Below are 26,262 nucleotides of genomic sequence, written 5' to 3' on the forward strand. Positions count from 1 at the left end.
GGGCGCTCCCGGGCTCGGCGTCGATGCCGGCCCGCAGAAGGAGCGCTGGTTCAGTGATGAAGGGGGGCGTGGCGGCGGTCGGGGCCGCCGAGGATGGCCTTGTGGCACATCTGGCGCAGGCGGCTGGCGCTGCGGTCGCCGAGGAAGCCGGCCAGCTCGCCGGGGGTGATGTTGCTGGTGATCAGCGTCGGCAGCCGGTGCTGGTACCGGTAGTCGACCAGCCGGTACGTGATCTCCTCGGTGAACTCGCTCGCCTTGGCGGCGCCGAGGTCGTCCAGGAGCAGCAGCGGGGTGGTCTCCAGGGCGCGCATCTCGCGCTCGGTGTCGACGCCCGGCCGGGGGCGCATCATCGCGTGGAACGACACGGAAGAGACCGCGCGCCACCGCAGCCGGACGCCGGCGCCGAGCAGCGTACGGATCGCGCCGTACGCCTGGTGCGTCTTGCCGGTGCCGGTCTCCCCGAGCAGGAGCAGGGAACGGGCGTGGGCGATGCCGAGCATGCCCTCGGGGCCGCGTCGGGCGGCCTGAGTGACGTGCTCCACCCATGCGAGGACCTCGGGGTGGTCGGCCTCGGCGTCCTGGAACAGGACCGGGATGCGGGCGGCGGCCAGCTCCAGCGCGTCGTGCTGGGGGCGGTGCGTGGCGGTGTGCTCGGGCACGCCGATCACGGACGGATCGACTCCGAGGCGGGCGAATCGCTCGACGAGCTGCTGGAGGCCGCCGCCTGCGCGGCGCGGTTCGCGGCCGGCCATCACAGCTCCCCGGTGTAGGCGGCGGCCCCGGCGACCGGGTTCGTCCAGGCCTTGTACTGCCTGGCGATTTGGCGTTTGCGGGCCTGGTGGGACTCGTGGACGAAGGACTCCAGCGCCCCTGGGCTCTTGGGGTTCGCGGCGAAGAGATGCAGGCCGGAGCGGATCTGCTCGGTCCGGAAGCCTGCGGCCAGCAGTCGGCGGACCTCGGCACCGAGGTGGCCCAGGAACCGGTCGGTGGGCCGGTACGGGCAGGACGCGACGTACTCGGCGACCAGCGCCTTGGCACCGGTGGCATGCGGGTGCATCTCCGAGGCCGCGGGCCATCCGGGTGGCTGGTCCCCGACACGTGGGGAGGGCTCGGCGCAGCCGTCCCCCGGAGGGGTACTGGATCCAGGATCCGGGATCCTGGATCCACGCACGGAGTGCTCAGTGAGTTGTTCGCTGCTCGGCTCGCCAGCCGCGTCGGTGACCGGGGTGCCGTGCTCGTCGGCTGTGACCTCAGGCAGGGGCAGGTTCACCGGGGCGGGGCTGGCCAGGCTGGTTACCGCAGCGACCTTCTTGCGTGTCTTCGCCGCTGGCTTCTCCTGTGCCTGCGCCGTGGCGTCGCCTTGGTGGATGGGGCAGGCGGCGAGCCGGGAGACAGTCGGCCGATTGATCACCTGGTGCTTGCGGAAGGTGGGGATGTGCAGCAGCAGGTCGCCGTCGTCCTCGGGGTTCGCGTAGCGGCAGATGAGACCGACCTCCGCGAGCTGGCGCAGGTCCTCCTCGACGTCCTCGGGGGTGTGGAGCAGGTCGTCCACGCCCATGCGTCGCGACCACAGGGCGCCCTGGATGAGGCCGGCGTGGTCGAGGTGGCGGCCTTGGTCGTCGGCGTAGGGCAGGAGCTGAGTGAACGTGCGCTCGGCGGTCAGCGACACCTTGGCCAGGCGTCGCGAGCGGGCCATCTCCGGCTTGATCGTACGGATACGTCCTCGCATGTCAGCACCCAGCCGTGGCGAGAGCGCGGATGCTGCCCCCGGTGGGGACGATTCCGGTGCTGAGGTCGACGTCGTGCTGGAGGCGCCAGTCCCGGCCAGGCTGGTCGTAGGCCACCCATCGCGCCAGTGCCTCGTCGAGTCCGGCCGGAAGCTGGCTGCCCCGTCCTGTCCGTACGCGCGGGCCGCCCACAGGCTCTCGGGCTCGGAGACGGAGACCCGCACGACCCGGGTGGTCGGGGCCACTGAGCGGAGACTCTCCGTGACGATCCCCCCGGAGGGTCCTGTCGGACATCCGGACGGGACCATCGACGATCCCGGGCGGCTCCTGGCCTGTACTCATGAGCAGGGTCATGGTTAGCTTCCTCTGTGTAGGAGCTGGTCGGCCCGACTCGTCCAAGGGCAAGGCCGTCAAGCTCTGGTGCTTTATTGCACGCATAACACGGTGCACGGCAAGCGTCTGGAGTTCCCGCTCCAGGCGCTTTGTCGTTTTCTGCCCGCTCGTAAGGGCTTCAAGGGCTGTCGGGCAGGGCCCACGGCGCGCTGTCGCAACGCGTACGCATGCTGGACGCCCGGCGGCGCAACGGATGTTTGCCTCTTCCGCGCGCACCGAAGGATGGGCTGATTTTCATGCGTTATTCCCCTCTTGGCGAGCCTCGGATCCGCTCCAGAGAACATGGGTCAGGGCGTTGAAATTTCGCCAAGCGTTTCCTGTCGCCAGCGTTCTCACGGATTTAGTGATCACCCTAAAGACCTCAACGGATACCGGGCAACGAATCCGGTGAAGTTCTCCAAACTGCTGGGCCAGGCGGGGCCGCACCCTCCTCCTGTCACTGGGGGTGACGGCAGGGGTGGGTATGGCACCTTGGCCGCTCTATGCGCCCGGACGGCGGCCGCCGCACCACCAGTCGCAGGTGGCCGGCCATCCGGGCGGAGATGCAGGTCAGCCCCAGGTGCTGTCCTGCATCCGGTAAACCGCCGCCTGCTCGACCGTGATTTTTTCCTGCGTAGACGTCGCTGCTGCCTGTGCTGCAGCAACGGGGGGGCCGGACAGGAGGGCGGCGGCCATCAGGGCCAGCGCGGCGATAATTTTTCCGGGCCTGATCATGCGTCGTTCCTCTCTCCCCCGAAGCGAGATGCATGGCCGGATCTGGCTTACGCTTGACGAGCTCGGTTCGGGGGCGTCTGATCAGGATCGCTGCGTAACCGAGCCATTACAAGGCCCGACCGGCTGCGTGCGGGTGCAATTACATGAAGTGGAAGCTGGAATTCGGACATGTCAGGCATCTCGGCCCCTCGCGTCGAAATTGATCCCACAGCGCGAGATCTGTACATGCGGCTCGCGTCAACTGGCAGGCAGCCGACCGGTGACGACCAGGAAGCGCTGTGGGTGCTTCTCGACCTCGGCCTGGTACGCAAGGACGCGGATCTCGGTCACGTCCTCGTCGACCCGGGCTTCGTGGGGGCACGTTGGGAGGCATCGCTCTACTCCAGCGCCGCCGCGGTCATGCACCAGGCCGCCGAGGTCCGTACGGCTCTCGACGAGCTACGGACGGCCTTCCACGCCCGGCGGGACAGCCAGGCGGCCGGCGTCCTGGAGTTCCTGCGGGGAAGCCGGACCATCAACGCACGCCTGGACCAGATCATCGGCACATGCAAGGAGGAATTCCTTGTCTGCCAACCGTCCAGGAGCAGGACCAGGGACGCCCTGGACGAATCTCGCAGCCGCGACCTCAACCTCGTACGCACCGGCGTTTCGGTGAGGCACCTGTACCACGCGGAGGCACGCTCGGGAACGGCGCTGCAGGACTGGGTGAGCCAGATGACGGAGCATGGCGCGGAGGTGCGGACCCTCGACGAGGACTTCCAGCGCATGATGATCATCGATCGCACCACCGCAGTCATCCCGGGGGACTCGATCCTCACCGCCAGTGAGAGCGCGACCGCCTACGTGGTGAAGGACCCAGGGGTGGCGTCCTTCCTGGCCGAGGTCTTCTGCCGCGACTGGGCACGGGCGGATCCCTGGCACCGCACGGGTCCAACCGGCCTCCTCACCGACCGCGAGGATCTGATCCTGCGCCATCTTGCGGCTGACAAGTCCTACGAGGCCATCGCCCGCAGCCTCGGCGTGACGCAGCGGACCGTGGCCAGTGACGTCGCCCTCATCAAGGAGAAACTGCAAGCAGGCTCCCTGTTCAGCATGGCGCTCGCCTGGAAGGGACTCCTCGACACCTCGTACATGACAGCCTGAAACCGCTGGGGGACCATCAGCACATCGGGTCGGACTGCGCGTGCTCGACCTGCCCAAGCGGCGCAGCAGGCCGCCCGCCGCACCCGCGCGGCGGGCGGCCTGAGCAGGTCTACCGTGCCCGGGCCGCCCCGCGCATCGCGGCCCGTACCCTCGCCGCTCCGGCTGCCGTGATCGGCTCACCGCAGCCGATGCCTGCGGCTGCCAGGTCCGGGAGCCCCGAGCATCGCCTGCACAGCCCAAGCGTGCTCATCGGCACCCGGCACTCCACGCATTCGTGCTGCTGACCGGCGCAGATCGACCGCGTCTGCGGAGGTGCGGGCGGCAGCTTGCGCACGAGGCGGTCCCGGACCACGGCGACCGGCGAGAAGATCTCCGAAGGCAGGCCGGACAGCAGCGCGGCGGCAAGTTCCGCCGGGCCGCACCCCGCCGCCAGCCAGCGCTCCACCAGCGGCACCAGCTCCACCATCTCCGCCTCCCCGAGCCGCAGGCGCGGCTGGTCCTTCAGCGCCCGGTACAGCGCCAGGGCCGCCGCTCGCGGCGGTCCCGCCAAGTCCTCCATCGAGGGTGTCGCCCGCCCACCCGCCGGCCTCGGGCGCCGCGCCGACGGCGCGGTACACCCAAGGCTGTGCACGTCGCCACGGTCGGGGGCAGGGGGAGAGGGTTCTTTGTCCAGGTTCTTTACTACATGGACGCCAGCATCACCGGAGTCCGCCGCACCGGACGCCGGATGGGCCACACTCGGTGTCGCCTGCGGCTTTACCGCGCCCAGCAGCTCCTCGGCGGCCTGCAGGCCCGGCAGCTGCGGGGTGTCGTAGACGTGGGCTTCCGACCGGATCGTGCCGTCCGGCATCCGGACCTTCTCGACCCGGTAGTACCCCGCCGCGATCAGCTCCTTGAGAGCCTTCCGCACCGCGGCGCGGCTGTCGATGCTGGAGTCGGCGATCTGCCGCGCATCCTCGCGCCAGCGCTCCGGCCGGGACAGCAGATCGGCAAGGAGCCCGCGAGCGGCGAGGCTCAGCTGCCGGTCCTGCACGGCGGCGTTGGGCAGCACGATGAAGTTGCGCGCGTGGGCGCTACGATGTACCTGCAAGGGAGTTGCAACTCCTGTTGCCGGACCCCGGGGTGTTGACGCACCGCCGGGGTCACCTGTCTTCGATTGGACTACGGAACGTAGCACAGGCAAGCCCCAAGGCTGGAAGCCCAGTTCGAGCGACCTTGATCACGTACTGTCCGGCCGAATGGGGTGTGCAGGACCCCCGCGGCAGCCCTCGGGCCCGCCATACAGGGCGCTCAGGGCGTCGTGGATGGCGAACTGCCAGCGGTCGCCAATCCGGGACAGGCACGTAGCACTGCAGCGGGTTCCGCGCGGGCGGGATGGTGAGGTGCCCTGCGAAGGCAGCCAGGGGCGGCGGTATGTGACCTGTGCAGGGCTATGGGGACCCCACCGGCCCGGCAGGGCCCCGTATTGGGTCACCGCGTCAGGCCAATGGGCTCCGCTCGTGGATCAACGGCGCCGCAGTTCGCCGCGCATGATCCCGGCGACGAAGGCGTCGTATTCCGCGTCGTCGAAGAGGTGAGGGGGCTTGTGGGGGTTCTTGGAATCGCGCAGGGCGACGAAGTTCTGTTCGAGGAAGGCCACCTCGATGCAGGTGGTCCCACCGCTGCTGGCGGTCTGCCACTCGGCGTCGGCAAGCTGGCTCTCGATCCAGGTTGGGTCAAGGTTGTTCTTGTTCATGACATTTCCTTGGCGAGCATGGCGAGGAAGGGCAGCGACGCCTTCGGTGAGAGGGCGTCGGACTTCAGGAGGTCGCTGGTCGTGCGGTAGACCTCGACCGTCTCCGGCCGGTTGAGGTGCAACGACGTGCGCATCGACTCGATACAGACGATGTCGCGCCCAGCGGAGAAGGACATGAGCATGAACGGACCGTCCATGCCCGCGTGTGCGCCCGCCGTGTAGGGCAGGACCTGGATGGTGATGTTGGGGTCGGTGCGCGCCAGTTCGGCGAGGTGCTCAATCTGAGTGCGCATGACGCTGCGGTCGCCGACCTCCTGGCGGAGCAGGCCTTCGGTGAGGACCGCCCATATCCTCAACGGAGGTGTGCGCTCGAGCATGGCCGTCTGGTGCTTCTCGCGCACGGTCATGAAGCCGTCGATATCGCCGGTGGTCTTCCATGCCCGGCTCCCTTCGATGACGGCCCGCGCGTAGTCCGGGGTCTGCAGGAGGCCGTGGACCGCCAGGGGGTTAAAGGTGAACAGGCTGCTGGCGGTCTCGATCTGGGAGAGGTAGTCGCCCAGTGGGTCATCGACGATGCCCTCGTACTGCTGCCACCAGTCGGGCTCGCCGGCCTTGCGCGCCAAGTCCCGTAGTTCCTGGCGAACGACTTCGTCGGTGACGCCGAACACCTCGAAGAAGTGCGGCAGCTGCTGGATGGTCACCCCTTGGGTGCCCTTTTCGATCTTGCTGACCGTTGACAGCGCTCGGTATCCGAGGCGGCTGGCCGCCTCTTCCTGCGTCCATCCCAGCGCCTCGCGCAGACGCCTGAACTCAGACCCCAGGCGCCGGCGACGCGGTGTCGGCTCGACAGACATAACCACCTCCTTCGTCGTCAGGAAGCGTAGCGCTCAGGACAGTTCCGGCATACGCCAAATCCCTGACAGGAAAGACTTTCCTGTCCGATGGGGTTGCCCGGCCGGGCCACGGGGGTCCATCATCGGAGCTCGACATGCGGAGGGTGCTCTGGCGAGTACGGAGCGCTACCTCGTTCGCTGTGCTTCACCCTGCCGATCGGAGGGGCCGATGCCTGCCATGGCGGTCCGTGCAATCCCGCAGTACCGGTTGGTGCTGCCCGAGGTTCACCCTGAAGTAATGGGTCCTGTGCGCGAGATCGTCCGCGCTCATCTGCGGCTGTGGCGCAAGAGTGAGCTGAGCGACCTCGCGGTCCTGGGAGTGACCGAACTGCTGACCAACGTCCTCAAGCATGCCCCGGGAGACTGCGAGCTGCAGATGCGCGAGACGCCGGATGGGGTCTTCGTAGGTGTCACCGACTCCGCGGACAGCCTGCCGACGGTGCGGCAGCCGTCGGACGGCCAGACCGGCGGCTGGGGGCTGTTCCTGCTTGCCGACGTCGCCACCGAACTGGACGTGAAGCCTCTGCCGCACGGTAAGCAGGTCTGGTTCAGACTCGGCGATCCGTCTGTCGACAGCCGAAGAACGAGCGACCCTGCGTGCTGACGGTCCCTTCCCGGGCAAGGACCACGGCGCGAGGCGGCGCCACCTGGACGGACTCCTCAGAGCACGGCCTCGATCACTGCCCCTTCGCCGACCAGGAGCCGCGCACATGCAGATCGTGACCGCCGTCCGTGCCGACATCCCGCCCTGGATGTCGCTCGCCGCAGAGGTCGAGGAGCTGTTCGGCCCGCTGGTCGACGCCCCGGAGTTCCAGGCGGCGCTGATGCGCAACATCGAACGCGGCACCGCCCTGTGCGCTCGTTCGGGCGAAGGACGTACCGGATCGGCGCTCGCCGGCGGCCTGCTGTTCTCGGCCCGCCACCCGCACTACGAGATCACCTGGCTGGCCGTCGGCGGAAGGTCCAGGGGGCAGGGCATCGGTCGGCTCCTGGTGGACTCCGCCCTACGGGCCTTCACCTCGCCCCCGTGCACGGTCGACGTGACGACCTTCGGGCCGGACCACCCCGGCCGGGGCGCCCGCCTCTTCTACGAGGAACTCGGCTTCGAGCCGACCGCACAGCTCAACGAGGGCGGCTCGCGTCAGGTGTACCGGCTGCAACTGCCGCGGATCTGAGTCCAACACCCGCAACAGTGCGGCGCCGGGGCTCAGTCCCACCCCAAGACCATCACGCAATGTAACTGACGTATCGCGATCCGCTGATCCTGCGGGTGGACGGCACAGGCCGGTCCCGCAGCAGTCCGCGGCCAGGGAGGGAATCGTGAGCAACAGCAGATCCCGAGAACATCCCGCATCACCCGTGGTGATCCTCGGCGGTGGTCCCTGCGGCCTGGCGTGCGCGTACGAGCTTCAACGGCTGGGCCACCGCGACTGGCTGCTGCTGGAGGCCGCGCCCGAGGTCGGCGGCCTGGGCTCCTCCGTGATCGACGAGGTAGGCTTCACCTGGGACCTGGGCGGTCACGTCGTGTTCTCGAAGCTGCGGAGCTTCGACGAGCTGATGGGCGAGCTGTTCGCGCCGCAGGAGCTACTTCACCACGACCGCTCCTCGTTCGTCCGGCACGCCGAGAGCTGGGTGCCTTACCCGTTTCAGCAGCATCTGCACCACCTGCCCGCAGCGCGGGCCCGAGAGTGCCTGGACGATCTCGCCGCCGCCCAGGCCGACGGCCCCGCCCCGGCTGAGGCCGATTTCGCCTCGTGGCTGGCGGGGACCTACGGGCCCGGCCTGGTGGAGGAGTTCTTCGGCCCGTACAACCACAAGATCTGGGCCACCGACCTGGCCCAGATGTCCGCCTCGTGGATCGCCGAGCGGATCGCCCCCTGCGACACGGACGAGCTGCGGCGAGCACTGGACGCAGGTCCCTCGCTCGTACAGCCGTGGGGCCCCAATGCGCAGTTCGCGTTCCCGGCATCCGGCGGGACGGGCGCGATCTGGCGACGGCTCGCCGACCGGCTGAACGGCGACGTCCGCACCGGCAAGGCCGTGGTCCACATCGACGCGGCCTCCCACACCCTGCTGACGGCCGACGGCGCCCTCATCTCCTACGGAAAGCTGGTAGCCACCGGGGCGCTCGACAGACTGATCGCGATGACCGCCGGAGCACCCGACGACGTACGACAGGCGGCACGCGCCCTGCGCCACACCACCGTCGCCATGGTCGGCCTCGGCTACCGCTCCCCAACGACCGACCGACGCTCGTGGCTGTACTTCCCAGGCAGCGAAGCACCGTTCTACCGCGCGACGAACTTCTCAGCGTACGCGCCGGCAAACGTCCCCGGCGCCGACCCCGGCCAGTACTCGGCCTGGATGACGGAGACCTCCCTGCCCGCGGGCAGTCTGCTGGAGCGGACGGGCCTGGTCGAGGAGTGCGACGCGGCCCTGCGCCACTGCGGCCTCGTTCCCGATACGGCGGAGCGCATCAGCGGGCACGTGGAACTGATCCCATACGCCTACCCCGTACCGACCATCGGCAGGGACGCGGCGCTCGCGCTCATCCAGCCGTGGCTCGAGGAGCACCGGATCTACTCCCGCGGCCGGTTCGGCACCTGGCGCTACGAGATCGGCAACATGGACCACGCCGTCACCATGGGCCAGGACATCGCCCGACGGATCGTCAACGGCACGCCCGAGCGGATCTACACCGCACCCGCCCGCGCCACCGTCGGGGCCGGCCATGCCCGGTGAACTCCTCCTGGACGCCCACACCGTGACCGGGGGCCTGCTGCTCGGCGCCGCACCGGACAGCCCCACAGCCGTCGGCGAGCTCCTCGCCCTGGGCGTCACGCACGTGCTGGACTGCCGAACCCCGCGCCCGGCGCCACCGCTGGCCGCCACCTGCCCCGACCTCGTGTGGCACTCCGCGCCCACCGAGGACGACGGCGCCTCGCGGGGCGCCGCCTGGTACGCCGCCTGCCTGGCCTTCGCCGAGCTCGCGCTGCGCGAGGACGGGGCCCGGCTGTACTGCCACTGCGCGGCCGGGGTCAACCGCTCGCCGGCCGCCGCCTACGCCATCCTGCGCGGGCAGGGCTGGGCGCCGCCAACCGCCCGGGCCCGCATCCTGACCCGCCGCCCGCAAGCACACCCCCGCTATTTCGAGGACGCCGACCGGTGCCTGCGCGAACTGGGCATCGCAGAACAGGAGACATCGTGATCCGTGCCAGCCGACTGCTCGTCGCCGCCTACACCGCCCGGTCCCTGTACGTCACCGCGTCCATGGCCCTGTCCTCGCGCTCCATGCGGGCCGAGGCCGCCCGCGCCGAGCACACTCCGACCGGCCGGGCGCCCGCCCTGACAGTCATCGTCCCCGCGCTGCGCGAGCAGAAGGTGATGCCGCGCTCGCTCGCGCACTTCGCCGATCTGGCCGCCGATTGGCCGCAGCTGCGGATCGTGGTCGTCACCGCCGCGCGGGAGGCAGCCGAGACCCCCGACGGACAGCAGACCACCGAAGAGCTCTGCCGGGACCTGGCGAAGACGCACAACGACCTGCTGGGACGGGAGGCGTTCCACGTCGTGTCCTACCCGGGCCAGGGACGGCGGGCCTCCCAGCTCAACCACGCCGTCGCCGCGCTGGACACCCTGTTCCCGCCGAGCGACGACTACATCGCAGTCTTCGACGCCGACGCGGTCCCCGACGCCCGCCTGCGCGCCCACTTCGCCCAGGCCGCGACCGAGCGGCCCGCGATGATCCAGCAGCCGATGCTCCCCGCGTTCCCCGCCGGCTCCGGCGGGCGCCGCTCCGCCGTGATGTCCGGCCAGGACCTGGCGGCCTTCCGCCGCACCGTCGGCATCGAGTACCGCCGGATCAAGGTGGCCCGCTGGTGCGCGCCCGGCCGGGGCGGCGGCCTGCTGGCCGCGCTCGCGCGGCCGATGGTCTACGGCGTTGGCTCCGGGCTGATCGTGCGCCGCGACAAGATCGAGGACATCGGGTTCTTCCAGGAGCCGCACGACGACCTCGCGGTCGGGCACCGTCTGAGCATGGCCGGCGAGCCGATCGCGGTGCTGCCCTCGGTCAACATCGTCGAGCCGTACCAGAGCGTGGCGAGCATGGCCCGCGCGTTCAGCAGCGTCGCCTTCGCCAACGCCGCCACCCGCCACGACTACCGCTTCGCCGTTGCCCGGCCCACCCGCCTCTCGCGCACCGGACAGCGGCTGCTGGCCGCCCGAGCCCTGGCCGACGGCGCCGCCTGGGCGCTGGGACCGGTCGTCATGACCGCCGCCGCAGCCCACCTGGCGGTCAGGCGCGAACACCGGCCGCTGGCCGCGGCCGCCCTGCTCGCCGGGATCGTCGAGCCGGTCGTGGCGTACCGGCTGCGCGGCCGGCTCCTGGCGGACTTCCGCTCACCCGGCAAGACCGACGCCGCCTGGCAGCAGCCCGCCCCCGCCCCGGCCGTCGCCACCAGCCTGCTGCAGCCCGCGGTCAGCGCGCTCGGCCCGTGGCTGCTGGCCCTGCGCGCGAGCGCCGCCCAACTCACCGGCCGCAACCTGCGCTTCACCAAGACCGAGCACCTGGGCGAGATCGCCCACTGAGCTGTGAGGAGGACCCCTTCCATGGGCGATCTCGACACCGGCTGGGCCGTGCCCAGCGACTTCCCCGAAACCGGCTGGACCCCCGAATCCATCGACCATCACCTCGCGCAGGCCCGCTCCGAGATACCGGCCTGGGACGACCCCCAACAGACCCGGCTCGGCTTCGCCATGGCCGCCCCGCACCCGCAGGCCGTTCGCACGCTCGGCGACTGGTCGGCGGTCAACACCAACAACGTCGGCGTCCACACCCGCTTCGGCGAGGGCAAGACCGGCACCCGCCGCCTGGAGAAGGAAGCCCTGGCCGCCCTCGCCGGCCTCTACCGGGCGGGAGCCCTCGACGGGCACCTGACCAGCGGCGCGAGCGAGGCCACCCTCGCCGCCCTGCGCATCGCCCGAAACCTGCTGCGGAGCGCGGGTCACCGGGTGCACGTGATCACCTCGGACCTGTGCCACGCCTCGGTCGGCAAGGCCGCCGAGATCCTCGACCTGGAGCTGGTGCGCCTGCCCGCCGGACCCACCTGGACCCTGACCCCTGACCAGGTCCGCCAGGCCGCCGCCGACGCCATCGCCGAAAGCGCCACCGGCATCATCGTGGTCGCCACCGCCGGGTACTACAACAGCGGCTTCGCCGACCCCGTCGACGCCATCGCCGCCCAACTTCGCGATCTCGCCTTCCAGCACCCCGACCGGGTCCGCTTCTTCCTCCATGTGGACGCCGCCCACGGAGGCTTCGTCTTCCCGTTCACCGCCCCCGACCTGCCCTTCGACTTCCGCAACCCCGGCGTGCACTCCATGGCCGTCGACCCGCACAAGGCCGGCCTCATGCCGTACGCCTGCGGAGCCCTCCTCGTCCGCAAGGGACTGCTCGAACACGTCACCCGGATCGACCCGCACACCCGCATCCCGGACGAGACCGTCCTCGGCTCACGCCCCGGTGCGACCGCCGCAGCCCTGTGGGCCACCCTGCACACCCTGGGCCGCACCGGCTACACCACCCTCGCTGCCCGCTGCCTGGAACGTCGCGACCAGCTCGCCGCCGCCATCCAAGCGGCCGACCCCAATGCCTTACTTGTGCCTGCGCCGAATGCTCCCGTCGTCTCGGCCGCCTTCAGCCACCCCGGCGGGCAGCTGCCGCCCGAACTGTGCGAGCGCTACCGGCTCGTCCCCCTCATCCTGCCCGACCCCGAGAAGGACGGCGAGCGGCGCCTCTTCTACCACTTCTACGCCTCCGCTTCCCTGACGGATCAGCAGATCGCCGCCTTCGCCGAGCACCTGGCCGACGCCACCGCGGCAGCCCTCACCGCAGGTCCAGCAGACGGGACGGGCCGGAGCATCACCTCCGACGTGGTCGCCGACACCCGCACCCACACCGACTGCTTCCGCCACTTCGTCGTCCACCCCGAAGACCGGCGCGACCCCGACGTCCCCGGATACTCCTTCCACACCTTCACCCAACGGCGGGCCACCGACGAGCAGATCCAGGACGCACCCTTCGGGAAGGCGCGGGCCGGCGGCCCCCTGTGGGTCTACGCCCCCGACCTGAAGGACCCGTTCGCCAACGAGCTCCTCGGCGTGCGCACCGACCACTACTTCCTGGAAGTCCTCGACCGCCACCAGCAGCAGCTGTCCCTGGTCGGCGCGATGCACGCCACGATCCTGCTGCCCGGCACGCTGCGCGTCCTGCTGAACTTCGAGCCCGACGGCGCCTTCCGCTCCGCCGAGTACAAGGCCCTGGGCGAGCACGGCGCCGACGAACTACAGGTCTTCCCCGACGCGATCACCGCCAAGATCGGCAAGCAGGCGGCAGGGTTCCGCCGCCCCCGCAGCGACGACTACTCCTTCTCCATCGACACCTCCGCCGAGATCACCGTCCGCCTCACCGACGGCGCCGCACCGCCCACGGTGGTCACCGCCCGGCACAACGCCGATGTGCTGCTGCCGCGCCGCCCGCACCTGCGCCGCGAGCAGTTCCGCCGCTTCCCCAACCGGTTCTTCGACACCGAGGTCGACATCGAGGCCGGCCGGACCTGGACCGGCGCCGCCTACCTGCCCGAACTCCTCGCCCCCACCCCCGTCGGCACCGTCCTGGCGGCCCGCTCCGCCACCGCCGGACTGTGCACCGTCGACGGCCGCATCACCGACACCGGCCTGCACCTGGCGCTCACCCCGCTGGCCGAGCCCCGCACCGACGCCCTCGAAATGACCGCCACCTGGGACCTCGGCCGTCGCCTGCACGACGCCCTGCCCCGCCTGGACGTCCAGGACCCGACCCGGCTCAGCATCGAGCAGGTCGTCGACTTCGCCGAGAGCGTCCACGAGGTGTTCACCCGCGACGGACTGCCCGCCGGCCTCGCCATCGCGGGGGCCCGCCCGTGACCACGCCCCTGCTCGACCACGCCGCAGCCAGCCGTCTCATCCCCGGCACCGGCACCCTCAGCGCCCGGCCGCTGCCCCAGGGCCGCTTCAACACCTGCTGGCACCTGGCCGGCTCCGGCCGCTCCTACCTCCTCAAGCTCAACCACCGCGAGGGCGAACAGCACCTGCGTCGCATGGCCGACGCGATGACCGACGCCGCAGGACGCGGCGTCGCCGTCCCCCGCGTCCTCGACGTCGGCCACGATCCGTACCTCGGCCCCTACCTGCTCCAGGAGTGGATCGAGGGCAGGACGTTCGCCGAAGCCCGCGAGGCCGGCGGCATCGACCCGGACGTGTGGCCGGCACTCGGCCGCCAGATCGCGCTCCTGCACACCGAGCCGATCCCCGGCGCGACGGCGACACCGGCTTCGCGCAGCCGCCAGCTGTCCGACCTCCTCGCCCGCCTCGGCGAACACGCTCTGATACCCGACGACCTGGCGGACGCCGCGCGCCTGCGCGGCACCCTGCTGGCCGAACGACTGTGTGAACGCCAGATGGTGAATACCCATCAGGATATTTACCCCGATAACATCCTCATCCGACCCGGCGGCCAGATCGCCCTGCTCGACTTCGACCACGCCACCGCGGCGGAGGACGCCAGCGACTTCGTCAAGATCGATCGCTGGTGCCTCACCTCACCCGAGGACCGCCGAACGCTGCTGGACGCCTACTGGCAGCAGCGCGCCCAGCCGGTGGACCCGATGTTCGAGCAGCGCCTCGCCTTCCACCGCCTGGTCATCCACCTCTCGTACTTCCTGTACTGGCACGGCCGCGACCCCACCCAGATCCCCGGGTGCACAGCAGCCCTGCAAGACGAACTGGAGTGAGCCATGACCGCAACCCAGCCCACCACCCCGGCCCCCGCGCCCGTCGCCGGCCCCGGCGTCCAGGTCGTCGCAGCCCTGCTGCGACGCGGCGACCAGATCGTCCTCGTCCAGGAACAGCGCGACGGCCAGGAGATGTGGTCCATCCCCGGCGGCGGGGTAGAACGAGGCGAACTCCTCGGCGAGGCCCTCATCCGCGAGGTCCTCGAAGAGACCGGCCTGCGCCTGTCGACGGTCGGCCCGCTGGCCTACCTCGTCAACACCACCACCACCCGCTACCCCTCCACGGTGGTCCTCACCTTCGACTGCACCGACTGGGACGGGGAGATCGCCGTCCACGACCCGGACGGCAAGGTCACCGGCGCCGTCCTTCTGCTGCTGGACGAAGCCAGGAAGGTCCTGGCCTCCTCCACCGCCTCCCGCCCCGAGATCGAACCCCTGCTGGACTACCTCGACGGCTCCGTCGCCGGCCGCGTGTGGTCCTACCGCGACGACCAGCCCTCCGACTGACCGCGCCCGGGGCAGCTCGCCCCGGGCCGCTGGGAGAACCCATGACGCTCACCCGCGACCTCGACTCGTCCATAGCCGCGCTCGACCCGCTCGGCGCCGACGCGGTGATGCGGGCCCTTCCCCAGGCCAACATCGCGGCCGACACCACCTGGCTCCGCACCCGAGCGATGCGTCTCTCCCAGCACGCCGCCCGGATCCGCGACGTCGCCCCCGCCCGGGCGGCGTTGCGGGACCTGGGCATGCTCACCGCCTCCCTCGCCCGCCACACCGGCCGGACCGTCCCGCCCCGCAGCGTCGAGGCGGCCCTGCGCCACCTCGGCGCCGTCGCCGACGAGGTCCCCCGCGAGAGCGTCTACTCCTACGCCACCCGCAACCCCCGCGGGCCCCGGCGGCGCTCCTTCACCGACACCCCCGGCGAGCACCTGTTCATCGACGAGGTCACCGCCGCCAGCCACGCCCTCGACGCCGCCATCCTCCACGGCTCCCACCTCGCCGAGGCCCGCGACCAGCACGCCGCCGACACCCTCGCCGACCTCGTCCACCAGCACCTCCAAGCTTTCGCCGCCCACCTTCTGACCGTCAAGCGCAACCTGACACCGCAGTACTTCACCGGCCAACTGCGGCCGTACTACCCGCCACTGGACATCGCCGGGCACACCTACTACGCACCCGGCGGCGCCCAGATGCCCCTGCTCGTCCTCGACGTCATGCTGCTGAGCCAGGCGGCCACCGGCGAGCTCGCCACCTGGTACGAGCAGTACCTCGACGACAACGCCCTCTACCTGCCCCCGCACCACCGCGCCCTCATCGAAAAGGCGCGGCACGCACCGGGACTCGCCCGCCTCGCCCAGCAGCACCCGCACCTGCGGCCCGCCGCCGCCCTGCTGATCGGCGACCTCCTGCGGTTCCGCCTCCCGCACCGCCAACTCGCCCGAGCCAACATGGCCGTGCGCGACGACGGCTCCCTCGGCAGCGGCGGCTACACCGCCGACGCGCTCGACCAGCTGCTGGCCGTCACCGAAAGCGCCCGCGCCCTCCTCAACCCCGGGAGCCCCGTGTGAGCACCACCTCCACCATCGACACCGACTTCCCGCCGTTCCCCCTCGGCGCCCAACGCTCCGCACTTGTCCACGACCTGACCGCGCCGCCCGAGCCCGTCACCGCCCGGGTGCGCCTGGTCTACCCGAGCCGGATCAACGCCATGGCCCTGGACTCCAGCAAGATCGTCCCCAGTCAGGGGGCCTACCTCGCCGGCGAACTCCTCTTCGCCTGCGACCTCGTGCGCGACGTCGAGATCGTCATCGTCGAGGACGGCCCCGCCGTACAGACCGCCCCCGACTGCGACCACCCGGTCCTGGCCCGGCACGCCGCGCTGCTGATGCGCTCGGCACTGGGCATCCGCGAGCGCCTGCGCGTGCGGGTCACCGCCCCGGACCTGCCCGCCCACCTGGGCCTGGGATCCAGCAGCGGCCAGATCGCCGCGGTGGCCGCTGCCGTCAACGAGCTCTACGGCCGCCCCGTCTCGGCCCACCGGCTCGTCAAGTTTCTGGCCCTCAACCACGGCGAGGAGATCGACGGCGAGGACCACCGCCTCCTGCCCGTCCAGTGCCTGGGCGGATCCGCCGCCGCCGGCCTCATACCCGGCGCGGTCCAGGTCATCGCCGGAGCCCACGTGCCGCTCCTGCAAGCCGGCCTGCCCCAGGACGTCCACATCGTGCTCGGCATGCCGAACGACCCAGTGATCTGGGACGCGCGGGCGAGCCTCGCCGCCGAAGCCGTCCACTTCGACGCCTTCACTACGACCGGCCGCACCTACGGCCCCGAGATCGCCTACCGGCTCCTGCACGACGCCTGGCCCGCCCTCGCCGACGGCGACCTGCGCCCGCTGGGCAGCCTGCTGTTCGACTACCGCTTCCGCATGGGAAGCCTCGCCAACTGCGCGTTCTCCCACCCGGACCTGCTGGCCACCGGAGAGAAGGTCGAGCACATCTTCACCGACCGGCTCGCCGAAGTCCTCACCCTCTCCTCGGTCGGCCCCACCTTCGCCGCCCTCACCCGTACCCCCGAGGCGTGCGAGCAGGCGTTCGCCGACGCCGGCCTGAACAGCCTGCGCTGCCGCCCCCATCACACCGGCTACACCCTGAGCGCCCGGGAGGAGCGGTGATGCGCGAACGCCCGGCCCGCACCGGCGCCTACTGGAACGACCAGGCCACCGTCGCCACGTTCACCGCCCTCGCCCCGCCCGCCTACCTGGCCGAACTTCTCGCGGACCCGGCCCCCGACGGCGCATGGGCGCTGGACGCGGGCTGCGGCGCGGGCCGCAACCTGCCCGCCCTCGCCGCCGCCGGCTACCGGGTCCTGGCCGTCGACCTGCACCCGGGCATGCTGGAACAGGCCCGCAAGGAGCATGCCGGGCCCCGGATCACCTTCGCGGAAGCGAACGTCACCAGCCTGCCCCTGGCCGACCGGCAGGCGCACCTCGTCCTCTGCCACGGCGTCCTGCACAACCTCCACCACCGACAGGACCTCGCCGCCGCACTGCTCGAGCTGCACCGCATCCTCGCCCCCGGCGGCACGCTCTCGCTGAACACCTTCACCGCCGGCCACCTCGACCCGTGCCTGAGCCCGCTCGGCGACGACGTGTACGCCCTGCCCAACGGCCAGCACATGACGCTCCTCGACCCCGCAGACCTGCTCGCCCTGACCCACGCCGCGGGCCTGTCCCCGCGCGAGCAGGCCGTTCAGTACCTCAGCCCGGGCGATCCCGGGAAGCGCTCCGTGTGGCGCGCCACCCTCACCCGACCATAGCCGCGCGGAAGGAATCACCGTGCTCCTCGTCGCAGCCACCACCGACACTCCCAACAACCGGGACGTCGCCTTCACCCAGCTCGCCGACCCGACGCCCGGACCCGCCCTCGTCCTCGCCGAACACACCCTGCGCGGCCTCGCGTGGCACCGGCCCGACGGCAGCCCGCAGCCGAACGCCGCGCAAGGATCGGTCCGCGTTCCGCTGTGGGCCTGCCACTTCGACGACGCGACGGGCGAGGCCGCCTTCTTCGCCACCGTGCAGTGGCACCCGGACGCCGCAGTCCTGGCAGGCTTCCACCGCACTACGCCGCCCGCCGTCGATCCCGCCGGCGTCGCCTCGTGGGCCGCTGAAGTCGTCCAGCAGAGCGCGCTGGTCAACTTCCCCGTCCCACGCCCCGGCCAGCGCTCCTCCGAAGGCCCAGAGGCGGAAGCGAAGATCACCCTCACCGGCCCGGTCAACCCGCTCACCGTCGCCCGACTCCTGCGCGACCACCTGCCCGCCACCGGCGTGCCGGTCTTCGGCCCTACCGTCCACCGGCGGATCCTGCGCTCGGACATCTACCTGCCACCCGGCGGCAGACGCGAGTACGCCGCCCTGACCCCACGCCCCGACGGGACCTGGTGGGCCAAGGCCAAGGTCCTCAAGGACGGGAGGCTCCACAAGAGCATCCGCCCCGCCGCCACCCGCGACCAGGCCCTCGCCCTGGTCAGCGAAGCCCTCGGCCACCCCCGCCTCATCCACGCGGGCCGGCTCCACCGCACCACCTGGGACCTCCCCACGCCGACCGACCAGGACGGCCACTGGTCCACCGTCACCGTGGACACCACCACCCTCGCCCCGCACCCCGGCGCCCTCCAGCAGGTCGAGATCGAATACGGGGCCTGCTTCACCGCCGACACCGCCACGCCCTCCGCCGCCCGCATCCAGCGGGCCGTGGCCGACGCCGCCGACACCGTCGCCGCCGCACTGACAGACCACCACATCCCGCACACCCGCAACGGCCAGAGCAAGATCGAACACTTCCTCGCCACCGGAGACGCCGATGCCCGCCACTGACCAGGCCATACCGGCAATCGAAGCACTCCTCGACGGCAACGCCGAGGCCACCACCCTCGACCCGTGGTGCGGCCAGAAGACCACCGTCCAACTCGGAGCCTTGAGCGTCGACGTGCTCGCGACCAGCGCGGCAACGGCCTACGTACGGAGCCTGTTCACCCCGGCTAGCCCACTTTGGAACCCCAGCCCCGCCACAACCGCCGGCCCGGCCGCGACGATGCGCTGCCTCACCCTGCCGTACGCCCAGGTTGCCGCACTCGCGAAGCGCGTCCGCCACCGCGCCACCGGCTCCCCGAGCCCCGTGCTGATGCACGTCCACGCCCCCGCCGCCTGGCACCAACTGTCCCCTGGTCCGGTGCTCCTGACCGACCCGGGCGTGGGCATCGCACCGCAGGTCATCGTCCGCCACCCGGACGGCTACACCGTGATCACGTGCGACGACACCGACGCGACGATGAACGCCGCCCGGCACCTGCGGGAGATCGGCTACCGCCGGGCCGAAGACGACGGCTGGGTATGCCTGCACGCCTCGGCGGCCACCCTCGACGGCCGAGGCATCCTCATCGTCGGCGACTCCGGCGCCGGCAAGTCCAGCCTGGCCCTGGCCCTGGCCGCAGCCCAGGGCGGCGCGTTCCTCTCCAACGACCGCACCATGATCACCACAGAGTCGGATGCCGCACCCCGGGCTGTCGCCATGCCCGGCCCCATCCGGCTCAACGGCGGCACCCTGCAAGCACTCGGTTTCGCGGGCGCCCGGCAGTGGGACCTCACTCGGCCCAAGCCCGCGACCGACACCGACTGGCAGACCTTCCACGGCGCCAGCAAGCTGCACATCCTGCCCGCCGAATGGCACGAACGCACCGGCACCCCGCTGACACCGGACGCGACCGTGGACCTCATCGTCTTCCCGCAGATCGTCCAGGACGCCGAGGAGCTCCATCTCCAGGTGGCGCGATCGGGGCCTGCGCGGGAACTGCTGGCGGCCCAGTGCATGTCGCCAGGCGACGACATCTACGTGCATGACTGGCTCAGCATCCGCACCAGCAGCACCGAGCGCCTCGCCGACCACGGAGCCCGCGTCCTCGACGCGCTGGCCGGCCGGCCAGCCGTTAGCCTGCGCTTCGGCACTCGCACCCCGTACGCCGCAGTCACCGCAGCCTTGCGCGCGAGCCTCGACGACCAGACACCGCGGACATGAGCGGCGCCGCGATCCCGCCGACCAACCGGCTCCTCCAACTTCCCGGCGCCGTGATCAAGATCTACCGCGAACCCTGGCGCGCGCACACAGAGAAGGCCGCGCTGCAACGGCTTGCTGAAGCACGGATACCGGCCCCGACCGTTCTCGGAGCCGGCCGCATCCGAGGCCGCCGACTCCTGGTCCTGCGCCGACTGCACGGATCGCCGGCAGGAGTCGGCGAGGAGGCGGCCCGACACGTCATCACCTACCTGCAGACCGTCCACCACCTCACCGGTCCCGGCTTCGGCCGACTCAGCGAGCCGTCGGCGGCGAGCTGGGGAGAGTACCTGCGCGCGCGCCTGGTCTCCTACCAGGATGCGCTCGCCCGCCACGGATTCTACGAGGCCGCCGACACGGCCAAGGCGCTCGCGCACTCGCCCCTGCCCGAACCGGCCGTTCCTCGCCTCCTGCACAACGATCCCGAGCCTGGCAACTTCCTGCTCAGCGCCACCGGGACCGCCGGCCTCGACTGGGAACTCGCGATCTACGGCGACCCCGGCCTCGACTACGCACGAACCGCTCACGCCCTCGGCATCCGCCCCGCCCGTATGGTCCGCGTCCTCGCCGACCACGGCATCCCCCACTCCGAGGCAAACCTGGCTGTCTACCGGTCCGTGCATCTCCTCGGCCGCCTCATGTCCGCGGTCACCGCAACCCCGCCCGACCCCACCGCCGCCCAACGCCACGCGCGCGACCTGACCGCGAACACCTGACGACACGACAGTGAGACTCACATGCAGGCACATCCCCACCGGGACCACACCAACACACCGACCAACCATGATCAGCCAGCCGGAGACGCTGTGCGCGAGGCACTCCTCGCCGCCGCGTCGCCGGACAGCGACTGTCCCTCATCAGGAACCTGCGACCACGGCGACCTGCCGTCAGACCTGGACCGCTACGAAGCGGTGCTCTTCGACTGGGACGGAACGCTCGTCGACAGCCACCCACTCAACTACCACGGCCTGTCGCATGCTTGCGCTCACTGGGGCCTGACTATGGACGAGCCGTTCTACGCGGCCCGGATAGGCACCTCGGGCGCTGAGCTGATCAAGGAACTCGCCACAGCGGCGGGAGTCACAGTACCGGTCGAGGACGTTGTTGCCCGGTGCCTGCAAACCATCCTCGACAACATCTCGGGCCTGCGCCCCTACCCGCCGGTGGTCCAACTCGCCGAGTCCCTGTACGGCCGCCTACCCCTGGCCATCGCCTCGGGCGGCGCCCACAGAGCGGTCCACGCCGGCCTCGCCTCCACCGGTCTGCGGCACCTCTTCGAGCACGTCATCACCGGTGAAGACGCCCCACGAGGCAAGCCCGACCCGGGCCTCTTCCTCCTGTCAGCGAACCTCCTCGGCGTCGACCCCTCACGCTGCCTCGTCTACGAAGACTCACCCGAAGGCATGCAAGCGGCCCATGCCGCAGGGATGCGAGCCGTGAACGTCCACTGCTTCCGCAGCTACTGACGCCCGCCATCTGCGCCATGGCGGGACGACCCAGTACCGGCGGTGTCGGGCTCAGGTTCCGAGTACATCCGTGATCCTCTGCAGGCTGAAGATCCACTGCTATCGAACGAGTTCGGGGGCGGCATCGCCCGCCGGTGTGATGCCGGTCAGTTCCCGTGCCCGGTCGGCAAGGGGGACTGCGAGTTCCGGGTACCAGCCGCGCGCGACGGCCTGGAGCATCTCGGCGATGGCCACCAGCTCACCGATGCGACCTTCCGGGCTGTTCAGGACTGCAGCGAATTCGTGGCGGACCCGGGCAGCGACGGCCTGCACGAACAGGCTGTTCGCGTGGAGCATGCCGGGGTCGAACCCGACGGGTACGAGGCCCCAGCGTTCCCAGTCGAGGATGGTCAGCGTGGGCCCGGCGAGGTTTCCCCAGTGGTAGTCGCCGTGTCCGGCGACCCGTTCCACCTTCGCGGGTGCGGGGATACCGAGGTACTGGGGGAACGCTGCCCGGATCCAGACGTCCCGGACGGTGATCTTGGTTGTCTCGGCGGCGCTCAGATGCTCCGTCGCCGTCCGCAGGGCCTGCCACCAGGTGTCGGGGATGTCTGGGTCGGTCACGAGGTCGGGGCGGGAGGAGATGACTGGGTCGGTGATGTAGTCGATCAGGTCGGCCCGGTAGGCGTGCTCTTCGTCCGTCCAGTCGAGGATTCCGTGGAGTCGCGGCCGAGGGACCTCGTCCGGCACGAGAGCCTCCGCCCCGACGATGCCTTCCCCCTGCCGGCGGGCGCGGGCCGAGGCGGAGCAGGCAACGCGAAGCCACCGGTCGCCGGCCTGGCGGCCGACCGTGTGACCGGCAAACCCCCATACGGGGCTTCCGGTGCAGGTGAGGTCCATGAGGGTGGCTGCCGTGCTGTGCGCGGCCTCCATCCGGATGCGCGTGGGCTCATCGGGGGGGCGACTGCACGAATCACGCTCCTGAGTCGATCGGTGTCCAACGGGCTGGCGACGGCCGCCAGTGCATCCTGCCAGTACGCCCTGCTGCTCGCGGACAGAAGCACGACGTCCAGGCCGGGGCAGGAAGCGGCTACCAGCAGGGCGGCCGTGGCGGCGGTCAACCCCGGCCTGACGAGGTTCACCAGTTCGGACGTCATCAGGCCCGGCAGCCCTCCCCCGCACAGGGGCGCGGAGCCGAAGGTGGTGATCCCCTCACCGCCGGCCTGGGCGAGCGGCCCTGCTCTGCCGTCGAGGGCCTGGGTGATCGGATCAACCATGACGAGGCTCACCGGGAGTGGCAGGCCAGTGAGGTGGTGATCGACGGACCCAGCGGCATCTTGCGCAAGGCGGACGAGGTCGGGAACGGTGAAGGCACCGGCCTCCAGCCCGGACCAGGTCGCCACTCCGTACCCGCCGATCCGTCCTTCGTGAGCCAGTTCCTCCAGGACGACGAAGGTTTCCCGCAGCGCGGTGTGAATCTGCGGCCGGTGCTGACCGATGTGTTCGGGGTTGCGCACGAAGACGAGGTCCGCGTGGCCGAGATCGGCGAGTGAGTTCTCCGTCTGCCAACGCACGAACGCCGGCGCGAGGCAGCGCCCCGCGCCGGATGCCGTCGTGTCGAGGACCCCTGCGGCGATGCGGTGCTGGTCACGGTCAGAACTCCTTGGCCGCCATCACTTGCCGTGATCGTTGTATCAGCTCGCTCGACCGCGGGCCCGGGGTCGCCCGCCAGGCACATGGCACCGCATCTTCCGGAACCGCAAATCTCTTCATTGGGAGGTATTGCTCAGGCGCGGCTTTGGTCCAGGGGTTCGGCCCTCAACTCCCGAGGCATCCATATTCATGGAGAAATATGACGTTCGGCAACTCCACCGTGATGATGGGTAACCGGGCCAGCCGTGGCCATGCGGCCGCCCTCGTCGCCTCCGGCGCCCGCCACCCCCAGATCGCCGCCGGCCCCGGCGCCGCTGTGGCCGCGGACGATGTCCGCGCCGCCATCAAGAGGCTCCTCGCCAGGACCCGCACAAGCACCGTGCTGCACCTCGCCGCCTGGGCCACCGCCCAGCGCATCGTCACCGCCCCGGTCCACTCGACCGGGGCTCTCACCGTCAAGCCCCAACTCATGCCTCGTCTGTCCCAGATCTTGCGCGGCTGGTCCGCCGGCCGAAGTACAACCGAGCTGACCACCGAATGGGGAATCGCCCCGGGCACGATGCGCACCTACACCAAGATGCTGCTCACCCAATTGGGTGTCGACAGCCAGCCCCAGGCCGCCGTCGTCGGGGTCCTCTGCGGCCTCACTCTCCTGAGCGACATCGACCCGGCCTGGACCGCCGAGCCGCTCGCTCGCGACAACAGGCAGAACAGGCTCGGTCGTTGAGCGCCGGCCGAATGCCCGGCAGAGACCGATCCCGAGCGCTGTGCATCTTGCTCGGAGTCCAGGTCGGTGGTGCCGCCATGTACCTCCTCCAACACCGCGCTGAGATGAACCACCCCCTCTACCTGGGGATCCTCGCCACCGCGTCGTTCGCCGCCCTCATCACCGCCGACCGCCTCCTGAAGCAGCGCACTCGGCTGAGGGCCGCCGCCACCTCCGCCGGCCGGCGACCGCCTATCGACTGACGGTTCCTCACATGTATGCGGCCCTCGACATCGCTCCGCGACGGGTGGATCCACCTCCTGCTGGTCCCGTTGAAGCTGCGGGCGGGCAGGAGCACCACCGCAGCAAGCCCCCATGGCGGCCGTCCGGGCCAGGGCCTCACCCGACCACCAATCAAGAGGGCTGATGAACGCCGAACCCCGACCCACCTCCCCGCCCACCGCCGACGGCACTCCCCAAGGCGACCGGCAGAAGCCCCTGTCCTCCACCGGAACGCGGGAGCTGGACGTCTTCCCGCGGGGCCGCACCGCTGTTCTGGTCGATCTCGAGGCGCTCACCGACCTGCCGCGCACCGCACTCTCCAGCACCTCCCACCCTGCTCGCGACCGGAGTCACCGGCGCCCCGAACGTGCCGGCGCCGGTGCTGCGTGTGCTGCACCGGGCACGCTCCCTGTCGATCCCGTGCGTCCTGCTCGCCCCTGTACTCGACCACGACCTCGTCCGCAACCCTACCGACAGCCGGGCACCTCGCCGCCGGCACCAACACCTACCGAGCAGCCGCCGAAACCCTCGGCCTGTCTGTGCAGCTTGCCTCGCCGTCAGCCCCGCCGCAGACACCGGCGACGCGGCCACCAGCGGCGCCCGAATGATCCTCGCCAGCCGCGCCGGTGAACTCACCCGAGTCGCGTGATCCGCCGTGGACATAGGCCTCCGTGATGACTGCGTAGAGGGCCTGGCCGATGCGGCGGCGCCGCTCCAGCAGGGCGGGCAAGAAGCTGCCGGCTCGCAGTTTGGGGATGGCCAGGTCCAGGTCGCCAGCTGCGGTGGCCAGGGTCTTGTCGCGGTGCCCGTTGCGAAACGTGGTGCGGGTGTCGGTGTGCTCGTTCCACTGGCCGCCGATCCGAGCTGTGGCCTCGGCCTCGATCAACTCCTGGAGCAGCCGCTCGGCTACCCCGCGGACGAGCTCGAGCCCGTCCGACGAACGTACCGACTCCGGCAGGCGTAGGTTCAGACTGGGACAGGGCCACCGTGCGGCTCAATTCGTTGAACTGGCCATTCAATTCGAAGAGTTGCAGGGTGGCCGACCTGTGCTCAGGGAGCGTGAGGCCCCTGTGGGTGTGCGCCCCGGGCGCGAGCCCGCCCACGCCTCATCAGTGATCGGCTACACCACACAGCGGGACACCATCCCAACTCGCTCGGGGCGTTGTGCTCGTAGCGTCGGATTGCGCGTCCGGTGGCGCGGTCGAGGTGGGCGAGACGGGCGAGGCGGTAGCGGGTCAGGACGCGGTGGCCGGTGGCCGGGTTGAGCTGCAGCAGGTAGGCGATGCGGGCCGGTCCCCAGCGTCGCAGGACGCGGACCTTGATGATCCTGCGCTCGGTACGAGTCGGGGTCCGGCGCGGGCTGTGGTGCGGGCGGCTGGGCAGGTCGCTCATTCCGGCCTCGCCGAGCGCGCGGTAGCGGTCCGTCCAGCGTTTGGCCGTGGTGGGCGATACCTGGAAGCGCTCGGCGGCCCGGCGCAGCGGCCATCCGTCCTCGACCACGCAGCGGGCCAGGCGCAGACGGCCGGTCTCGGTCAGCGGTGCATTACGGTGTGGCATGAGGGCCTTTCTGAAGTCGGTGCAGATGTCGCAATCCACACCGAGCCAGAAGGCCCTCACTCATTTCAAGATCACCACGCCGTGAGCCCTGTCACCAACCTCCGTGGTCAGTACACCTAGGGGGCGTCGTCTGGGCGTGCTCGATCGACGAGCGGCTCACGTCCAAGTTCGAGGCGCACTTGATCTATGAGGGCTTCCCGGGCCTGCTGCCGATGCTGGGCCTGGGACGACCTATCGATCTCCCGGGCGACGTCTTCGGGGGACAACGGGAGACTGCTGATGAGCTCGACGACTTCCTGGTCGGCATCGATGGCTTGGAGCCAGAGCTCGTGAACAGCCGCTGATGCCAGGGCCTCTACTTCGGCGATGAGCTTCGACCGGCGCTTCGCTGACTCGTAGCTCTCTGAACGGCCCTCGTCATCCCAGTCCGATGGGTACCCCTTGGTCACTGGCGACATCGTGGCATCGTTGTCCTCCAGTAGCCGGACTTAGACCGTGTCCTACGTGGTGGTGGTCTCGTTGTATGGGTCATGGGGAGTGCTGAGTGGGGATGGATCGTTCCTGATGGATTGTGGGAAGTGG

The 26,262-nt window shown here is 70.6% G+C and carries 28 protein-coding genes and 1 pseudogene; 19 read left to right on the top strand and 10 right to left on the bottom strand.

Features of this window, described 5'->3' with window-relative positions; translation table 11 throughout:
* Window positions 1–50: 50 nt before the first annotated feature.
* From ACFTWP_RS38010 to ACFTWP_RS38020, 3 genes are all read right to left on the bottom strand, one after another.
* Window positions 51–752: an ATP-binding protein gene (locus tag ACFTWP_RS38010; RefSeq protein ID WP_380269700.1), complete on the bottom strand. Its 702-nt coding sequence runs from the start codon at window positions 750–752 to the stop codon at window positions 51–53.
* Window positions 752–1,729, bottom strand: a complete 978-nt coding sequence (locus ACFTWP_RS38015) for a hypothetical protein (RefSeq protein WP_380269701.1) — start codon at window positions 1,727–1,729, stop codon at window positions 752–754. The genes ACFTWP_RS38010 and ACFTWP_RS38015 overlap by 1 nt, the downstream gene beginning before the upstream one ends.
* A 940-nt stretch (window positions 1,730–2,669) precedes the next feature.
* Entirely contained in the window at window positions 2,670–2,834 is a 165-nt protein-coding gene (locus ACFTWP_RS38020) for a hypothetical protein (protein ID WP_380269702.1), read from the bottom strand.
* A 168-nt stretch (window positions 2,835–3,002) separates the two neighbouring features.
* On the opposite strand from ACFTWP_RS38020, the gene ACFTWP_RS38025 reads away from it, so the two are divergent.
* The gene (locus ACFTWP_RS38025; protein ID WP_380269704.1) at window positions 3,003–3,977 is read left to right on the top strand and encodes a LuxR C-terminal-related transcriptional regulator; all 975 of its coding nucleotides are present in this window, start codon (window positions 3,003–3,005) and stop codon (window positions 3,975–3,977) included.
* 109 nt (window positions 3,978–4,086) lie between these two features.
* Here the strand turns inward: ACFTWP_RS38025 and ACFTWP_RS38030 are convergent, their stop codons facing one another.
* The 3 genes from ACFTWP_RS38030 to ACFTWP_RS38040 form a co-directional block, all read right to left on the bottom strand.
* Window positions 4,087–5,067: a hypothetical protein gene (locus tag ACFTWP_RS38030; protein WP_380269705.1), complete on the bottom strand. Its 981-nt coding sequence runs from the start codon at window positions 5,065–5,067 to the stop codon at window positions 4,087–4,089.
* A gap of 414 nt (window positions 5,068–5,481) precedes the next feature.
* A complete protein-coding gene (locus tag ACFTWP_RS38035; RefSeq protein WP_380269706.1) occupies window positions 5,482–5,712 on the bottom strand; it encodes a DUF397 domain-containing protein in 231 nt (76 codons plus the stop codon).
* Window positions 5,709–6,566, bottom strand: coding sequence for a helix-turn-helix domain-containing protein (locus ACFTWP_RS38040; protein WP_380269707.1), 858 nt, complete (start codon window positions 6,564–6,566; stop codon window positions 5,709–5,711). The genes ACFTWP_RS38035 and ACFTWP_RS38040 overlap by 4 nt, the downstream gene beginning before the upstream one ends.
* Before the next feature lie 208 nt (window positions 6,567–6,774).
* Between ACFTWP_RS38040 and ACFTWP_RS38045 the strand changes: the two genes are divergently transcribed.
* From ACFTWP_RS38045 to ACFTWP_RS38115, 15 genes are all read left to right on the top strand, one after another.
* Window positions 6,775–7,209 (top strand): ATP-binding protein, encoded by a 435-nt coding sequence (locus tag ACFTWP_RS38045; RefSeq protein ID WP_380269708.1) that lies wholly within the window; start codon window positions 6,775–6,777, stop codon window positions 7,207–7,209.
* Window positions 7,210–7,315: 106 nt separating this feature from the next.
* The gene (locus tag ACFTWP_RS38050) at window positions 7,316–7,780 is read left to right on the top strand and encodes a GNAT family N-acetyltransferase (RefSeq protein WP_380269709.1); all 465 of its coding nucleotides are present in this window, start codon (window positions 7,316–7,318) and stop codon (window positions 7,778–7,780) included.
* Window positions 7,781–7,925: 145 nt separating this feature from the next.
* Window positions 7,926–9,347, top strand: coding sequence for a protoporphyrinogen/coproporphyrinogen oxidase (locus ACFTWP_RS38055; protein WP_380269710.1), 1,422 nt, complete (start codon window positions 7,926–7,928; stop codon window positions 9,345–9,347).
* Window positions 9,337–9,813: a hypothetical protein gene (locus ACFTWP_RS38060; protein ID WP_380269711.1), complete on the top strand. Its 477-nt coding sequence runs from the start codon at window positions 9,337–9,339 to the stop codon at window positions 9,811–9,813. The genes ACFTWP_RS38055 and ACFTWP_RS38060 overlap by 11 nt, the downstream gene beginning before the upstream one ends.
* Window positions 9,810–11,189 carry a glycosyltransferase gene (locus ACFTWP_RS38065; RefSeq protein WP_380269712.1) on the top strand — a complete coding sequence of 460 codons (1,380 nt, stop codon included), beginning with the start codon at window positions 9,810–9,812 and terminating at the stop codon, window positions 11,187–11,189. Before ACFTWP_RS38060 ends, ACFTWP_RS38065 begins: the two co-directional genes overlap by 4 nt.
* A gap of 21 nt (window positions 11,190–11,210) precedes the next feature.
* Window positions 11,211–13,565 (top strand): pyridoxal phosphate-dependent decarboxylase family protein, encoded by a 2,355-nt coding sequence (locus tag ACFTWP_RS38070; RefSeq protein ID WP_380269713.1) that lies wholly within the window; start codon window positions 11,211–11,213, stop codon window positions 13,563–13,565.
* On the top strand, window positions 13,562–14,431 hold the full coding sequence (locus tag ACFTWP_RS38075) for a phosphotransferase family protein (protein WP_380269714.1): 870 nt from the start codon (window positions 13,562–13,564) through the stop codon (window positions 14,429–14,431). The genes ACFTWP_RS38070 and ACFTWP_RS38075 overlap by 4 nt, the downstream gene beginning before the upstream one ends.
* A gap of 3 nt (window positions 14,432–14,434) precedes the next feature.
* On the top strand, window positions 14,435–14,938 hold the full coding sequence (locus tag ACFTWP_RS38080) for an NUDIX domain-containing protein (RefSeq protein ID WP_380269715.1): 504 nt from the start codon (window positions 14,435–14,437) through the stop codon (window positions 14,936–14,938).
* A gap of 41 nt (window positions 14,939–14,979) precedes the next feature.
* The gene (locus ACFTWP_RS38085) at window positions 14,980–15,999 is read left to right on the top strand and encodes a monodechloroaminopyrrolnitrin synthase PrnB family protein (RefSeq protein WP_380269716.1); all 1,020 of its coding nucleotides are present in this window, start codon (window positions 14,980–14,982) and stop codon (window positions 15,997–15,999) included.
* Window positions 15,996–17,102 (top strand): hypothetical protein, encoded by a 1,107-nt coding sequence (locus ACFTWP_RS38090; RefSeq protein WP_380269717.1) that lies wholly within the window; start codon window positions 15,996–15,998, stop codon window positions 17,100–17,102. The genes ACFTWP_RS38085 and ACFTWP_RS38090 overlap by 4 nt, the downstream gene beginning before the upstream one ends.
* Window positions 17,102–17,746 carry a class I SAM-dependent methyltransferase gene (locus tag ACFTWP_RS38095; RefSeq protein ID WP_380269718.1) on the top strand — a complete coding sequence of 215 codons (645 nt, stop codon included), beginning with the start codon at window positions 17,102–17,104 and terminating at the stop codon, window positions 17,744–17,746. The genes ACFTWP_RS38090 and ACFTWP_RS38095 overlap by 1 nt, the downstream gene beginning before the upstream one ends.
* 19 nt (window positions 17,747–17,765) lie before the next feature.
* Window positions 17,766–18,803, top strand: coding sequence for a hypothetical protein (locus ACFTWP_RS38100; RefSeq protein WP_380269719.1), 1,038 nt, complete (start codon window positions 17,766–17,768; stop codon window positions 18,801–18,803).
* Window positions 18,790–20,001: a hypothetical protein gene (locus ACFTWP_RS38105; protein ID WP_380269720.1), complete on the top strand. Its 1,212-nt coding sequence runs from the start codon at window positions 18,790–18,792 to the stop codon at window positions 19,999–20,001. The genes ACFTWP_RS38100 and ACFTWP_RS38105 overlap by 14 nt, the downstream gene beginning before the upstream one ends.
* Complete coding sequence (locus ACFTWP_RS38110) at window positions 19,998–20,753, top strand: phosphotransferase family protein (RefSeq protein ID WP_380269721.1); 756 nt, start codon at window positions 19,998–20,000, stop codon at window positions 20,751–20,753. The genes ACFTWP_RS38105 and ACFTWP_RS38110 overlap by 4 nt, the downstream gene beginning before the upstream one ends.
* Window positions 20,754–20,843: 90 nt before the next feature.
* Complete coding sequence (locus tag ACFTWP_RS38115) at window positions 20,844–21,503, top strand: HAD family hydrolase (RefSeq protein WP_380269722.1); 660 nt, start codon at window positions 20,844–20,846, stop codon at window positions 21,501–21,503.
* A 99-nt stretch (window positions 21,504–21,602) separates the two neighbouring features.
* Here the strand turns inward: ACFTWP_RS38115 and ACFTWP_RS38120 are convergent, their stop codons facing one another.
* Window positions 21,603–22,232: a phosphotransferase gene (locus ACFTWP_RS38120; protein ID WP_380269724.1), complete on the bottom strand. Its 630-nt coding sequence runs from the start codon at window positions 22,230–22,232 to the stop codon at window positions 21,603–21,605.
* A gap of 560 nt (window positions 22,233–22,792) precedes the next feature.
* Here ACFTWP_RS38120 and ACFTWP_RS38125 point away from each other — a divergent pair.
* The 3 genes from ACFTWP_RS38125 to ACFTWP_RS38135 all read left to right on the top strand — a co-directional run bounded on the left by ACFTWP_RS38125 (window position 22,793) and on the right by ACFTWP_RS38135 (window position 24,104).
* Window positions 22,793–23,035 (top strand): hypothetical protein, encoded by a 243-nt coding sequence (locus ACFTWP_RS38125; protein WP_380269725.1) that lies wholly within the window; start codon window positions 22,793–22,795, stop codon window positions 23,033–23,035.
* Window positions 23,036–23,334: 299 nt separating this feature from the next.
* Window positions 23,335–23,862, top strand: a complete 528-nt coding sequence (locus ACFTWP_RS38130) for a helix-turn-helix transcriptional regulator (RefSeq protein WP_380269726.1) — start codon at window positions 23,335–23,337, stop codon at window positions 23,860–23,862.
* Between the two features lie 77 nt (window positions 23,863–23,939).
* Window positions 23,940–24,104, top strand: a complete 165-nt coding sequence (locus ACFTWP_RS38135) for a hypothetical protein (RefSeq protein WP_380269727.1) — start codon at window positions 23,940–23,942, stop codon at window positions 24,102–24,104.
* Window positions 24,105–24,628: 524 nt separating this feature from the next.
* Here ACFTWP_RS38135 and ACFTWP_RS38140 read toward each other — a convergent pair.
* From ACFTWP_RS38140 to ACFTWP_RS38150, 3 genes and pseudogenes are all read right to left on the bottom strand, one after another.
* Entirely contained in the window at window positions 24,629–25,009 is a 381-nt protein-coding gene (locus ACFTWP_RS38140; protein ID WP_380269728.1) for a transposase, read from the bottom strand.
* A gap of 260 nt (window positions 25,010–25,269) precedes the next feature.
* Window positions 25,270–25,680: pseudogene (locus tag ACFTWP_RS38145) on the bottom strand (helix-turn-helix domain-containing protein); the annotation flags it as partial.
* 116 nt (window positions 25,681–25,796) lie between these two features.
* A complete protein-coding gene (locus ACFTWP_RS38150) occupies window positions 25,797–26,129 on the bottom strand; it encodes a hypothetical protein (protein WP_380269729.1) in 333 nt (110 codons plus the stop codon).
* Window positions 26,130–26,262 lie beyond the last annotated feature (133 nt).

It is taken from the genome of Kitasatospora sp. NPDC057015, from assembly GCF_042673745.1.
Lineage (GTDB): Bacteria > Actinomycetota > Actinomycetes > Streptomycetales > Streptomycetaceae > Kitasatospora.